Genomic DNA, 13,045 nt, shown 5'->3' on the forward strand with positions numbered 1-13,045 from the left:
CAGCTGATCTAATATTTAGGTCAGCTGCTTTTTAGTTAAAACCCTCCAGGACCTAATAACGAATTCTTCTCTATAATCTGATTATTACTATATCCATTGACGTATAAAAATACATTTGTTACTCTTAAACATGTTAATTTAATACATAAATCCTCATTCGTATCTCGGTGAGGTAGAGGTTGCAGTCATTAAGAGTATCATTTCAGGAGATGTAGTGGCATTGATGAAGAAATGAGAAAGGAATGATTGCCGAAGTAAGTCGTGTCCACCATACACGCTTGCTGGGTCTGCATTTAATAAGTGCAGAACTGTCACAAACGTTTCGTTTGTGGAGAGCTATCGAGAGGTATGTCGTGGGTTTCTTATAAGATAGAAAGCATGTAGCGGCAGATTACGTGCTTTTTTTGTTTTGTTTGGACCTTCTCTTCCTTATCAGGAAGACATACATATCTCCTCGCTTGACTTGGTTATACTAACTTTGGAGGTATTTTCTATGCAACAAAAAAAATGGGGCTTTTGGGTACTAACAGCTTTCGTTGTCGGTAACATGGTTGGCGCTGGTATTTTCATGGTGCCAAGTACGTTAGCACAAACAGCAAGCCCACTCGGTGTCACTTTAGCTTGGTTAACAACAGGGTTTGGTGTTTTAATGCTAGCTCTTGTTTTCGGTAATTTAGCAATTCGTCGTCCTGATTTAACGACAGGACCACAAAGTCATGCATATGCTTTATTCTCAACACCAAAAAGAAAGAAAATGGCTGGTTTCAGCATGGTATGGGGATATTGGGTTGCAAACTGGGCAAGTAACGTTGCCATTATTACATCTTTCGCGGGATATTTATCGCTCTTCTTCCCAATTATGAAAGATACACGACTACTATTTTCAATTGGCTCTTTCAATATAGAAGTTGGAAAACTAATTACATTTACTATTTGTTCTGTCTTACTTTGGGGAACACATTTAATTTTAACAAACGGTGTAAGCGGAGCTGGGAAGCTAAACTTCTTAGCAACAACAACGAAAGTGACTGGATTCCTTCTATTCATCGTCGTTACGTTATTTGCGTTCGAAGCTTCAAAGTTTGGACAATGGTACACACCAATGATCGATAAAGAAGGCGTATCACACGGCCTCCTTTCACAAGTAAATTTAGCGGCTCTTACAACGCTTTGGGCATTTATCGGGATTGAATCAGCCGTTCTTTTATCAAACCGAGCTACCTCTCCAAAAACGGTAAAACGCGCAACTGTTGCAGGATTACTTATCACAGTTGCAATTTACTTAGGAATTACAATTTTAACAATGGGTGTACTTCACGTTGATAAATTACAAGCTTCTGAACGTCCATTAGCAGATGCATTAAACGCTGCAATGGGTCATGGCGGCGGGAAACTTATGGCATTACTTGCTCTTACTTCCCTATTCGGTTCAATATTAGGCTGGATTTTATTAAGCTCAGAAGTACCTTATCAAGCAGCAAAAGAAGGTTTCTTCCCTTCCTTCTTCGCAAAAACGAATAAAAAAGGAAGTCCAATTCATTCACTACGATTAACAAACATTATGTCGCAAGTGTTCTTATTCTCAACATTATCAGGAACAATTGCGGAAGCTTATACATTCGTTATTACCGTATCAACACTGGCCTACCTCATTCCATATCTCGTTTCACCAATCTTCCAGTTAAAACTAGTCGCAACTGGTGAAACATATAAGAATGAAATGGGTTCAAGAATTATGGATGGTGTAGTTGCAGTTATCGCACTTTGCTATGCACTATGGGTTATTAAAACCGGCGCATCCGATATAAAAACATTTCTTCTCGGAATTGGTTTATTCGGAATTGGCTTTGCCTTCTATCCATTAATGAATCGTGATCAGAAAAAAAATAAAGAAAAGAAAAACGAGCAAGTTGCGTAACGCAATTTGCTCGTTTTTTACTTTATAAAACATATATAATAGAAAAAAGAGGTGAAAAACATGTCAATCGAATCACTATGGAGCTCTCGCTTTCAACAACATATTCAAAATGCCATCACATACTTTGCACGTATGATTAACGGTTTACTATATAGCTTCATCTTCGTCTCATGTGTAGGTGCATATTATTACGCTAAGTTTCTTAAAACGGATCCTTCTAAAGGAATATCTTTATTACTCATCACGATCGTACTTACACTCATTATAACGAGATGCCAAGTTCGCACATTTATTCAAAAACCGGACGCTGTCTATTTACTTGCATTAGAAGAGAAATTAACATCTTATTTTAAAAAATCTCTTCTATATAATTACATCATTCAGCTTTTCCCGCTTATATTTACGTTCCTTGTTATCGTACCGCTTGCCATGCAATCATTACAACTAACCGTACCTTTCTTATGTACAATCTTTATAATTTTAATGATTCTAAAGGGCTGGAACATATACATACATTGGATGTGGCGTGATAGTTATGAAAAAAGCATATGGTTTATCATTCGCATTGCTTGTAACGCCCTGATCATTTACATGCTATTTTATACTGCAAATGTAATTGTATTAGGTGGATTACTCTTACTTCTCGCTTTCTTACTTCTATATACGAAGAAACAGCCCACAAAGCGAATACCGTGGGAATACATAATTGAGCAAGAAGAAAAAATGGACGTTCGTTTCTATCAATTTGCTAGCATTTTCACCGATGTTCCGCAACTGAATAAGCAAGTAAATAAAAGAAAATGGCTTACAAATTGGATTGAACCTTTATTACATAAAAAACGAGCAACTTTCTTCTATTTACATACACTAGCATTTTTACGCGGTAATGATTATTTCGGTATATATATTCGCTTAGGGTTGATCGGTGCTTTCGCTCTATATTTTATTCCGAATATATATGTAAAAGGTGCTACTGCTTACATCGTCCTATACATGATCTCTATGCAACTTCGTTCTCTGTGGAAATATTTTTCAGGAAATATTATTGTAGCATTATATCCAATCGATACTGAAGAACGAATGAGTCAATTTCTTAGCTTAATTTTCATATTGCTAAGTATTCAACTCATTGTATTTTCAAGTGTTATACTCATTGCTACAGGACAATTACTACATGCTTTGATTATTATGGTAATCGGCGTACTTTGGATAAAGTTTATTATTGTACCAAAAACGAAGAAACGAATTTCTTCATTTTAACGAGAAAAGAGGCTGCACATAACAGCCTCTTTTTCTCGTCCTAAAATTTCTAATCACTTTTCGTAGGCATTTCTCATATAGTGAAAATGACTATACAATTCCTATCCATACGTTAAATAATGATTTCGCACATATAAAGTGAAACTTTAATCAGTGGGGGTTTTACCCATTCCCACTGATTATTAGCCCACACCAATCGGGCAATTATCTCCCGCCTAACTTCCTCGCATTCGCCGAATTTTGAGGTGGGATTCTTACTGCCCGCAAATAGCGGGGTAAATAAAAAAGATAGGAGCTCTATTATGAACAACAATCCGCCTTCAACACCCCAAAACAACTCAGAAGAAAATAGCCGTGACATTAAATTGCAAACATTACGGGTCATCGGACTCATCGTCCTCATTAGTGGTTATATCCTCGTCGCTCTCTCAGAAGTAGGCGAGCTGAAAACCTTATTAACAAACCCTAACGCCAATCCTGATTTAGCTGAAGTTGATCCGTTTTAAAAATTATATAAAAAGCGAGTCCCAGTATAACTGGTTCGCTTTTATATAGTTTCATCCAATCTGAGAAACATTTCCTTCATTCTGATACTTCTCTTTCCCTATCGCCTTCATAAATAATAAAATACTGCTCATACCAACGATGAAATATAGAGTGCTCATGCCCCAAGATGCAATAAACGAGCCTAGCATAACACCTAATGCCCCATTCATTTTTGCCACTTGAAAGACCATTCCGTTAATCGCCATATATGAACCTCTTGCCTCATTTGGCACCATATCCGCCATTATAGATTGACGAACCGGCACATACATCATCTCTCCTACAGTTTGGAAAAGCCCTGCGATTAATAAGATCCATAAACTATTGCTCGTTCCGAGTATTGTAAATCCAATCGTGTAAATGAATAAACCTACATATAAAATTTTCAAATCGTTGAAGCTTTTCAGCATTTTAATAAGAAGCGCTGTACATAACACAACTAAAATTGTATTCTCTGCCGATATCCAGCTGAGCATTCGAATACCTGTTAAATCGAATGTAAAACCCTTCCCGAAGAAAAAGTGCACCGTTTCAAATTCCTTCTGTAAACGTATCCCTAAATAATTATTAATTTGAAACTCTAACGATAGTGTACATATACTTGCTGCACAAAAAATTAAAAACGCTCTATCTTTCATCACGACTTTATAACTATCTGCCATATCTTTTAATACATTTTTCTTCTCCACCGTTTTTCGTGCCACATACACTTCTTCCATATATACAGCCATCACATATAAAGTAATAACTGCAATAACTGTTAATCCGATAAACAATTGCAATCTATAGTTCTCAAATAGTAATCCGCCAAATATTGCTCCAATCGCAATTGATAAGTTAATAGCCCAGTAGTTAATGCTGTACATCACTTTTCGATTTTCAGGTGTACTCACATCTATTAACATCGCTTCCGTCGCTGGATTCATAAGTCCAGATCCTAAACTATTCACTAACATAAACACAAATGTTAGCCATGGTGAATCTACATAATCCGAATTTGCAATTCCCATACAAGCAATGGAAACGACTTGTATACTTTGGCCGATAATCATTACTTTTTTACGACCGAGCCGATCTCCAACATACCCACCATATAAACCGATAATTAATGCAGCTAGCACATTGATGAGTAATAAAGCACCAGCAATCGCACTACCTAATTTTATTGAAAAATAAATCGCCATAAATGGAAAAATCATTGTGGATACAGTGCGTGTTAAAAACGAAGTTATAATTCTGATTTTTATATTTCGGTGCATACTCCAAAATCCCATTGTTTCCCCCTCCTTATGCTTATTCATTTTACTTTGAAAAAGAGGAAGAAAAAGGTTAGAATATTCTAAATAGTTTCCCCTTTTATCCCGCATTAACGGGCAGTAAGACCCCCACCTCAAAATTCAGCGAAAGCAAAGAAGTTAGGTGGGGATCAACTGCCCGTAAAAGCCCGATTGGTGAAGGCTAATAATCAGTGGGGGGCGTCCCCCACTGATTAAAGTTTCACTTTATTATAGAAGGAAGTGTATATATGAAAATTATGGACTATTACATTCGTTTAAGATTACATGCACAAGACCAACAACATATACGAAATAGCTTACAAGAATTAGCGGATGTTTTATATTGCAGTACGAAAAACGTAAAGATTTTATTAAAGAAAATGAACGAGGAGCAATTAATTCACTGGACTCCAGGACGTGGTCGCGGAAATAAAACGGAAATTTTATTTACACATAGTTTCCTAGAAGCAATTGAATCCTATACAGATGAACTGTTAGCGCAAGAAAAGTTAAAGGATGTTTTTCTTCTTTTAAAAGAACCTCTACCCCTTGCACTTCAAAAAAAGATAGAAAATAAACTACATCATCATTTTGGATACAAACCTTCAAATGAGATGTACGACATATTGAAGATTCCTATATCAAGAAAGATCTTCCCATTAGATCCGGCTTTTGTGGCTGTAAATACGGAGAGCCATCTTACGAGTCAAATTTTTGATACGTTAGTCGTTTATAATGATGTTACTGAAAAAATGGAACCACACATTGCACATACGTGGGAATTAAGTGCAGACGGGCTTACGTGGACGTTTTATTTACGAAAAGATATACATTTTCATAATGAAACTCTTTTAACTTCTAAAGATGTTCAATTTTCATTTGAAAGATTGCAACAAGCTCAATCTCCTTACGCATGGTTAACACAGGAAATTGTCCAAATTGAAACACCATCACCAATGCAAATTCGATTCCATTTAGCAAAACCAAATTTATTTTTCTTACGTTATGTGAGTTCCATGCAACTCGCAATTTTACCGCATGATGCAGTTATTCAAAATCATCACTACATAGGTACTGGACCTTTTAAACTTACTCATTACTCTGAAGACAATATCGTACTCGAAGCGTTCACCCATTATTTTAAAGAGCGCGCATTATTAGACCGTATTGAATTTTGGGGTATTCCTGATCATGTGCAAATAGATGCTGATTATGAATTACCAAATGAGAATGAGAATGAAAATGAAAGATATGACATACAAATAGAAGAAATAGGCTGTATTTATGCTAGCTTCAACTTTACAAAACCTGGTCCCCACCACGACATTTACTTTCGTAAAGCTTGGAGAGAAATATATGATGTTGAAACGATACTTCGTAATATAGAGGGGCGACGAACAATTGCTGCATCAAGCTTTTTTCCTGAAAGAAGCCGCCAAGTTCCTAACAGGTCCTACTCTTTAGAAAAAGCGAAAGATTATTTAAAAAAGAGCACCTATAATGGAGAAACGATACATATTTATTTCTTCGCATTTAAAGATAGTGCAAATGATGCACATTTCCTAAAAGAACACTGCGAACAATTAGGAGTACACGTAGAACTTCACCCATTTCTCGTTTCAGATTATATGAATCGTTCTATTGATAAACATGCGGATATTATTTTCATGGGGGAAGTATTTGCTACCGATCATGAAATTGCATTTTTAAATGTATTTAAAAATAAAAGTTGCTTCGTAAATCGATTCATGGACCCACACTATGCAAAACAAATTAATTGTTTACTTGATACCTTTTTATTAGAAGACAATAAAGAAAAACGGTATAAGCTCATGTATGAGATTGAAGAGTTTTTACAAGCTGAAAACATCATTTTATTTAACTATCACGTTTTAAAAAGAAAAACATACCCTTCTTCTTTAAAAAACGTAACAATTGATTCATTCGGTTGGGCGAATTTTGCGAAGTTATGGATACAGCCATCCATGTATTAAAATATGAGTTTTTATAAAAGGAGAAGAACCATGAAACGCAACCTAGAAAAAAGACTTTCCTATCTATACACAGGTGAGTTATTTTCAGTCATTACTTTTATTTTCACAAGTTACTTACTTAATTATGCTTATCCTACGTTACATTTATATTCCCTATTTTCTTTTTGGATCTCATTTCTTCTTTTAGAGTTTATCTTATTACAAGGAGCAATTTACTGGTACGTAAAGCGGAAACGACTAAAAAAAGAGAAAACATCTATTACACCTATTAGGATGATTCAATATTTAAAAGTACTTAAAAAGATAAATATAGCATTGATTGTCACGGGATTTATTACGTTTACTATTGATTTTGTAATTTGGTATCCCCACTTACCTTTAGGCGGGGTATCATTCACTCTATTTATTTATATTTTTGCATTACTTGAGTACATTAACTATTATCATACTCAGCTTTCATACGATAACATCTCTGATATTAAACATTTAATCAAATCAAAAAAACTAAAACCGTCCTGTATAAGTAAAGATTTTCAACGTATTTCATGAAAGAGAAGGTACTACATCCTTAGTAGTACCTTCTTCACATACAGATACAAACTATTATTTAATTACTCTATCTAAGTGATCTTTCAAGTTCAATAAATATTGCTCAATATCCGGATTTTTCACCACATCATAACAAGCAAAACTCTTTAACGGACTCATGCCAAGAAACTTCTGCACACGATGTAAATGACTAAGTGCTGATTCTAAACTTTCTCCTTCAAAGAACTTCGTCTTATCTCCAAATGCTTTTTCAGGTGCGTTCCAAGTTGTAGAAAACATATACTGCTTCTCTTTTAATAAACCGCCTGTTCCATATTCATCTACACCTTTAAAGAACAAGCCATATTCATATACTTCATCCATATAAGTTTTAAATAATCCAGGAACACTAAACCAATAAATTGGTGTTTGATAAATTACAACATCGGCCCATAAAAACTTCTCTTGTTCTTCTTTAATATTGTAGCCATCTTGAATCGTTGTTGTTTTCACATGATGATTCTCACTTAATACAGTTACCATATAATCAACTAACGTTCTATTTAATCGTCCTTCTTTCGTACCGTATTTTTCATGTCCATTTATAATAAATATATTTTTCATCACTTTTCTCTCCCTTATTTTATTCCTCAGCTATTAACCCAAGTTGTTGTTTCAGCGTAAGATTATCTTCTAAATGCCAATCTTCCGTTATCTTGCCATCCTTCACATGCAAAATATCAATTGCAAAAAAATTGATTTTCTTATCATTATGAGTTCCTGTAAAAGAAAGACGAGCTGTTACTTTATCACCAACGACTAATAAATCTTCAATCTCGCAATGTATATCAGGAACGACTTTGCGAAAATTTTGTGCTGCAAACTTTAATCCTTCAGTGCCTTGTGGTCGACCTTTCGGCAGTGTATTATCGAAAAAATTTTCAGTAACCGTTTGCGGAATAAGTTCCTCCCTACCTGTATCCCAAAATGCATAAAAGCGCTGCGCTGCATGAACTCTTTCTGTCGCTTCTTTTTTGCTCAGTGAAGGATCGATTGTCATTGTTTTTGGCTTAGGCATTTCCTTCAATAATTGGATTTCAGTTTTTTCCTCCCCACTACACGCTACAAGCACAATACAAATGACAAAAAAACTAAGTAACATAAACAACTTTTTCATACCCATGGAAATCACCTCCTCTTCATACAAACCCTTTGTATTTCGTATTGCTATTGTATATGCACTAACTTTCTTTAAGGAAGTAGTGATATTTTTTTCATATAGTTACCAAAAAGATAGTTTTGTGATACGATAAGGCAAATTCATTCAAAAAATTTTTATGGAGGCTATTTCCATGAGCAATATAGATCCAGTTGTATTAACGAAAGGTTTACCTGGTATACCTTGTCCTATCGCTAAAACGCTTGACGTAATTAGTACAAAATGGACGTTTTTAATCATTCGTGACCTTCTTATCGAAGGAACTTTACGCTTTAGTAATTTACAAAAATCAATGGATGGGATTAGTCCGAAAACTTTATCGCTTCGCCTAAAAGAATTGGAAACGCAAGGGATTATAACGCGAAAAGTATATCCAGAGGTTCCACCTCGCGTAGAGTACACGTTAACGGATAAAGGAAAGCAATTAGAGGGGATATTTATTGAATTAAAGCGGTTTGGATTAAGTTTATAAACGAAAAGCCCCTTACCATAAAAATAGTAAGAGGCTTTTCGTTATTCACTATATTACTTCGCAAAACTTTGAGCTAGTTGTTTCTCTCTCCACATAAATGTAATGCCGAGACCAACGATTAAAACAACACCTGAAAATGCATATGGATAATTAATGTTTATATCAAATAATATTCCGCCCATCGCTGGTCCTGCGATATTTCCTAAACTCGTATACGTTGAGTTCATACCAGCAACGAATCCTTGCTCTTTTCCAGCTGCTTTTGATAAAAACGTCGTTAAAGCTGGACGAAGCAAATCAAATGCTAAGAAAATAAAGCAAGTAACGAGAAGTACAATCCAATAATTAAAGACTACAGTTGAGACGAATGCTAATACTGCACCTACAATTAAACATATTTGAATTAATACTTTCTCACCGAACATGTCAACCAATTTGCCAAACATAAATACTTGCACAACTACCCCAAAGATGGAGCTAATCGTAATAATTGCAGCAATATCTTTCGGTGTGAAACCAAACTTATGATCAGAGAACAGGCTAAACACAGTTTCATATGCTGATAATCCAAATGCGAGTACAAATACAATAATAAATGCGATTGCATACATTGGATTTAATGATTTCTTTAAATCTCCGATAAAGCTGGATTCTTTCGTATTAGCAGAAATCTCTGCAAGTTCTTCTTTCGTTAACGGCTCTTTCAAAATAAATATAGAAATCACGCATGCAACAAAGGCAATCACTGCTGCCACAAAGAACGGCACACGTATACCGTATTCTGCAATAAACCCGCCGATTCCAGGCCCTATAATAAATCCGGTACTAATAGCCGCTGAAAGATATCCCATCGCCTTTGGACGTTCTTGAATAGAAGTAATATCAGCAACATATGCCGTAACACCCGGCATAATAAACGCGGCACTAATTCCGCCTAACACCCTCGCTGCATAAAGCATCCACACATCTGTACCTAATCCAAAAAGAAGCTCTGAAACACCAAAAATAAATAATCCAATGATTATCATTTTCTTCCTACCGTAAATGTCGACCCAACGACCCGTAATAGGTGAAGTAATAAGCTGCGCCATTGCAAACACTGCAACGAGATAACCCATCGTCTTTCCTGTTAAATTCATATCATTCATAAAGGACGGCATAACCGGAATGATTAATCCAATCCCTAAAAAAGCGATAAATATATTACTCAAAAGAATGATCAATACCATCTTTTGTTCTTTTATCGGTTTCTTCAATTTTTAACACCTCTTCCCGCAGTTCCTCTCAAAAATAATGCCCAAGAAGCTTTTTCTTTATCCTGCTATTTGTGGGCTCACACTGAGTAAAGATGTCCCCACTCATTAGAATTTCACTCTATCCTTCCACACATACATAAACACAGGGTGAATGACTATCATTCAGTTTCCCGCAGAAATGAACCTACCTTTTCAGACAGGTTCATCTTACTACTTCTTTATATGTAGTGCATGTGTTAAAAAATCTAGTACTTCTGCCTTTTGTAGCTCGACTTGCTCATCATCTTTATGATCATATAAATAAACTTGTTCCGCTGCTGATTCAACAAGAGCGATAAATAACTTCGCTGTTCGCTCAGCGTGAACCGAATCACGAATTTCACCTGATTCTTTTGCCTCACTTAAAAAGTCACTTAGCCATATATAAAGAGGCTCATATACAGCTTCCCATTCTTTTATATGTTCAGTTGATGCAAGGCCCGCATACATTAATGCTTGTATTTCACGATATTCAGCTATAAAGGTAAATACTGCATCTATTACTTGCTCAACTTTACTTGAAAAAGGTGAATCGTTCTGTACTTTTTCTTTCACTGCAAGTATCATCTTCTCAACCATCACTTCTGCTATTGCAGGCATAACAGATAACTTAGAAGGAAAATATAAATAGAAAGTTCCTTGTGCAATGCCAGCCAATTTCACGATATCAGAAATCTTCGTTTTTTCAACGCCCTTTTCCTGAAACACTTCAATAGCTGCATAGACAATTTTTTCTTTTTTATTCATCATCTAAACCCTTTCACACGCGTATTGAATGACTGTCACTCATTTTATAAAATAACTAGCTGTACTGTCAATCATCGTGCACTTTTCATAATAAAAATCTCCCAACAAATCGTTAGGAGATTTAACTTTAATATCCTTTTCTTATGAAAGAGCCTTTAATCCCGTAACTCCACATACGATAAGAGCTACACTAATCAAACGTGCCTTACTTTTCGATTCACCAAACAGAAACATATTTAATAAAACAGCTCCTGCTGTTCCAATGCCAATCCAAACCGCATAAGCTACACTTACTTGTAAGAACAAGAAAGATGTGTATAAGAATGCAAAGGAAGTTGCAAATCCACCTATATAAATCGCTCCATTTGTTAACGTCTTATCTTTACTATACATTTTAAGGCCTATCACACCGACTATTTCACTAATTGCAGCAAAAAATACGAAAATCCAACCCATTTTTAAGCAGCTCCTTTCACAATTTCTTCCGCGGTTTCTTCTTTATTATCAGCTAATTTTAAACCGATCACGCCCGCTACGACCATTACGATAAAGAATAGCTTTCCTAAACTGAAACTGCCGCCGAAAAGGAATACATCCATTAGGAAAGTACCAACCGTACCAGCTCCGGCAAACACAGCATATACAGTCCCTGTTGCAAGATGTTCGCACGCTTTCGATAGGAAGTAAAAATCAACAGCGATAACTCCTACAATAATGACCCAATGCCACCAAGTATGAGCTGTATTAAAACCAAACACCCAAAAAATTTCAAAGATACATGTTAATATGACATATAACCAAGCTTTATTTTTCATATCTCTCACCTTCTATTATTTACTGACTGACCGTCAGTCATTTTTAATTTAAAAAATATAATCTCACTCTAACTACTATTTAAAAAACCAATATCATCCTCATTTATCCTTATATTTGTTCCGTTATTAAGCTAACTACATATAAAAGTTGCTTATCTACACCCTTTCACAGAAAAAATGACTGAATGTCATTCATAAACATTCTACATGACCAATTGATAAAGTGTCAACACCCGGATTCTATTAACCAAAAAATATTTTGAATTTTTTAAATCCACATGTATATTTCTTAATAATCTGTCAATAATGGTAGTAACATAATATTTTCTCCATTCCCCCCTTGGAGATCCCTTTGAATCGAGCAGTTGCTTTTAGCTAACTGCTCTTTTTTAATTTATCGGCACATTATAATTAAATACTCATAGATAAATTCCAAAACAAAGACCTGTACTCCCTTTTCAACATGCAACAAAGAACGAAATATTTTGTACGCTATTTACTTTTCAACGAGTCTTTGTATGCAATAATTTTATTTTCGAGCATCTTCTCTGTAATTTCTAAGTTTTCTCTTTGAGTTCGAATAGATTTTTTATGATTTTCTAACAGTTGTAAACGAGCTTCGGTTGTATGCTCTCCTTCTAAATATAATCTAGCGTATTCTCTTATTTTCGCTATCGGCATTTGCGTTTGTTTTAATTTCATTACAAACTGCAACCACTTTATATGCGATTCTTCATACAGTCGATTTCCATTTGTATCGCGGTTTGCAATTAATATGTTCTCCTTTTCATAATAACGTAATGTATGTGTGCTCACTCCTAATAATTTAGCTACCTCGCTAATTGTGTACATAACCATACTCCCTCCGCACGCCATTTACTCTCATATATTTTACTGCCTTATCCAAATTATAAAAAACATTTGACTTAGAGTATACTCTAACAAATACAATCTAACCATGATAAATTAATTTG

General features: G+C 35.2%; 14 protein-coding genes and 1 riboswitch. Of the genes, 6 read left to right on the top strand and 8 right to left on the bottom strand.

What is annotated here, in order from left to right; all coding sequences use genetic code 11:
• Positions 1-165: 165 nt before the first annotated feature.
• Positions 166-347: riboswitch (Lysine riboswitch) on the top strand.
• A gap of 146 nt (positions 348-493) precedes the next feature.
• The 3 genes from BG05_RS26845 (at position 494) to BG05_RS26860 (ending at position 3,684) form a co-directional block, all read left to right on the top strand.
• Positions 494-1,918, top strand: a complete 1,425-nt coding sequence (locus BG05_RS26845; protein WP_002125494.1) for an amino acid permease — start codon at positions 494-496, stop codon at positions 1,916-1,918.
• A 60-nt stretch (positions 1,919-1,978) separates the two neighbouring features.
• Complete coding sequence (locus BG05_RS26850) at positions 1,979-3,178, top strand: ABC transporter permease (RefSeq protein WP_002186653.1); 1,200 nt, start codon at positions 1,979-1,981, stop codon at positions 3,176-3,178.
• A gap of 302 nt (positions 3,179-3,480) precedes the next feature.
• Positions 3,481-3,684: a hypothetical protein gene (locus BG05_RS26860; protein WP_002125489.1), complete on the top strand. Its 204-nt coding sequence runs from the start codon at positions 3,481-3,483 to the stop codon at positions 3,682-3,684.
• Between the two features lie 51 nt (positions 3,685-3,735).
• Here BG05_RS26860 and BG05_RS26865 read toward each other — a convergent pair whose 3' ends face one another.
• Positions 3,736-4,998, bottom strand: coding sequence for an MDR family MFS transporter (locus BG05_RS26865; protein WP_033733807.1), 1,263 nt, complete (start codon positions 4,996-4,998; stop codon positions 3,736-3,738).
• A 251-nt stretch (positions 4,999-5,249) separates the two neighbouring features.
• On the opposite strand from BG05_RS26865, the gene BG05_RS26870 reads away from it, so the two are divergent.
• The gene (locus BG05_RS26870; RefSeq protein WP_002186655.1) at positions 5,250-6,995 is read left to right on the top strand and encodes an SgrR family transcriptional regulator; all 1,746 of its coding nucleotides are present in this window, start codon (positions 5,250-5,252) and stop codon (positions 6,993-6,995) included.
• Between the two features lie 30 nt (positions 6,996-7,025).
• Positions 7,026-7,544: a hypothetical protein gene (locus tag BG05_RS26875; RefSeq protein ID WP_002186656.1), complete on the top strand. Its 519-nt coding sequence runs from the start codon at positions 7,026-7,028 to the stop codon at positions 7,542-7,544.
• Between the two features lie 54 nt (positions 7,545-7,598).
• On the opposite strand, the gene BG05_RS26880 is transcribed toward BG05_RS26875, so the two are convergent.
• Together BG05_RS26880 and BG05_RS26885 are read right to left on the bottom strand one after the other, a co-directional pair.
• Entirely contained in the window at positions 7,599-8,147 is a 549-nt protein-coding gene (locus BG05_RS26880) for an NAD(P)H-dependent oxidoreductase (RefSeq protein WP_016126606.1), read from the bottom strand.
• A 19-nt stretch (positions 8,148-8,166) separates the two neighbouring features.
• Positions 8,167-8,706 carry an ester cyclase gene (locus tag BG05_RS26885; RefSeq protein WP_003187537.1) on the bottom strand — a complete coding sequence of 180 codons (540 nt, stop codon included), beginning with the start codon at positions 8,704-8,706 and terminating at the stop codon, positions 8,167-8,169.
• A gap of 169 nt (positions 8,707-8,875) precedes the next feature.
• Here BG05_RS26885 and BG05_RS26890 point away from each other — a divergent pair, with 169 nt between their 5' ends.
• Positions 8,876-9,214 (top strand): winged helix-turn-helix transcriptional regulator, encoded by a 339-nt coding sequence (locus tag BG05_RS26890; RefSeq protein WP_002087382.1) that lies wholly within the window; start codon positions 8,876-8,878, stop codon positions 9,212-9,214.
• Between the two features lie 53 nt (positions 9,215-9,267).
• On the opposite strand, the gene BG05_RS26895 is transcribed toward BG05_RS26890, so the two are convergent.
• The 5 genes from BG05_RS26895 to BG05_RS26915 all read right to left on the bottom strand — a co-directional run bounded on the left by BG05_RS26895 (position 9,268) and on the right by BG05_RS26915 (position 12,923).
• Entirely contained in the window at positions 9,268-10,470 is a 1,203-nt protein-coding gene (locus BG05_RS26895; protein ID WP_002125479.1) for an MFS transporter, read from the bottom strand.
• Positions 10,471-10,680: 210 nt separating this feature from the next.
• Complete coding sequence (locus tag BG05_RS26900; protein WP_002063960.1) at positions 10,681-11,259, bottom strand: TetR/AcrR family transcriptional regulator; 579 nt, start codon at positions 11,257-11,259, stop codon at positions 10,681-10,683.
• 138 nt (positions 11,260-11,397) lie between these two features.
• Positions 11,398-11,712, bottom strand: coding sequence for a DMT family transporter (locus BG05_RS26905; protein ID WP_002063959.1), 315 nt, complete (start codon positions 11,710-11,712; stop codon positions 11,398-11,400).
• A 2-nt stretch (positions 11,713-11,714) separates the two neighbouring features.
• Complete coding sequence (locus BG05_RS26910) at positions 11,715-12,071, bottom strand: DMT family transporter (protein ID WP_002125474.1); 357 nt, start codon at positions 12,069-12,071, stop codon at positions 11,715-11,717.
• 492 nt (positions 12,072-12,563) lie between these two features.
• Complete coding sequence (locus BG05_RS26915; protein ID WP_002169085.1) at positions 12,564-12,923, bottom strand: MerR family transcriptional regulator; 360 nt, start codon at positions 12,921-12,923, stop codon at positions 12,564-12,566.
• Positions 12,924-13,045: the final 122 nt, after the last annotated feature.

Origin of the sequence: Bacillus mycoides (genome assembly GCF_000832605.1) — a bacterium.
GTDB classification, from domain to species: Bacteria; Bacillota; Bacilli; order Bacillales; family Bacillaceae_G; genus Bacillus_A; species Bacillus_A mycoides.

Excerpts from the sequence above, each read along its gene's own strand:
- BG05_RS26845 (WP_002125494.1), top strand. The coding sequence starts at position 494 with ATGCAACAAAAAAAATGGGGCTTTTGGGTACTAACAGCTTTCGTTGTC.
- BG05_RS26850 (WP_002186653.1), top strand. The coding sequence starts at position 1,979 with ATGTCAATCGAATCACTATGGAGCTCTCGCTTTCAACAACATATTCAA.
- BG05_RS26860 (WP_002125489.1), top strand. The coding sequence starts at position 3,481 with ATGAACAACAATCCGCCTTCAACACCCCAAAACAACTCAGAAGAAAAT.
- BG05_RS26865 (WP_033733807.1), bottom strand. The coding sequence starts at position 4,998 with ATGGGATTTTGGAGTATGCACCGAAATATAAAAATCAGAATTATAACT.
- BG05_RS26870 (WP_002186655.1), top strand. The coding sequence starts at position 5,250 with ATGAAAATTATGGACTATTACATTCGTTTAAGATTACATGCACAAGAC.
- BG05_RS26875 (WP_002186656.1), top strand. The coding sequence starts at position 7,026 with ATGAAACGCAACCTAGAAAAAAGACTTTCCTATCTATACACAGGTGAG.
- BG05_RS26880 (WP_016126606.1), bottom strand. The coding sequence starts at position 8,147 with ATGAAAAATATATTTATTATAAATGGACATGAAAAATACGGTACGAAA.
- BG05_RS26885 (WP_003187537.1), bottom strand. The coding sequence starts at position 8,706 with ATGGGTATGAAAAAGTTGTTTATGTTACTTAGTTTTTTTGTCATTTGT.
- BG05_RS26890 (WP_002087382.1), top strand. The coding sequence starts at position 8,876 with ATGAGCAATATAGATCCAGTTGTATTAACGAAAGGTTTACCTGGTATA.
- BG05_RS26900 (WP_002063960.1), bottom strand. The coding sequence starts at position 11,259 with ATGATGAATAAAAAAGAAAAAATTGTCTATGCAGCTATTGAAGTGTTT.
- BG05_RS26905 (WP_002063959.1), bottom strand. The coding sequence starts at position 11,712 with ATGGGTTGGATTTTCGTATTTTTTGCTGCAATTAGTGAAATAGTCGGT.
- BG05_RS26910 (WP_002125474.1), bottom strand. The coding sequence starts at position 12,071 with ATGAAAAATAAAGCTTGGTTATATGTCATATTAACATGTATCTTTGAA.
- BG05_RS26915 (WP_002169085.1), bottom strand. The coding sequence starts at position 12,923 with ATGTACACAATTAGCGAGGTAGCTAAATTATTAGGAGTGAGCACACAT.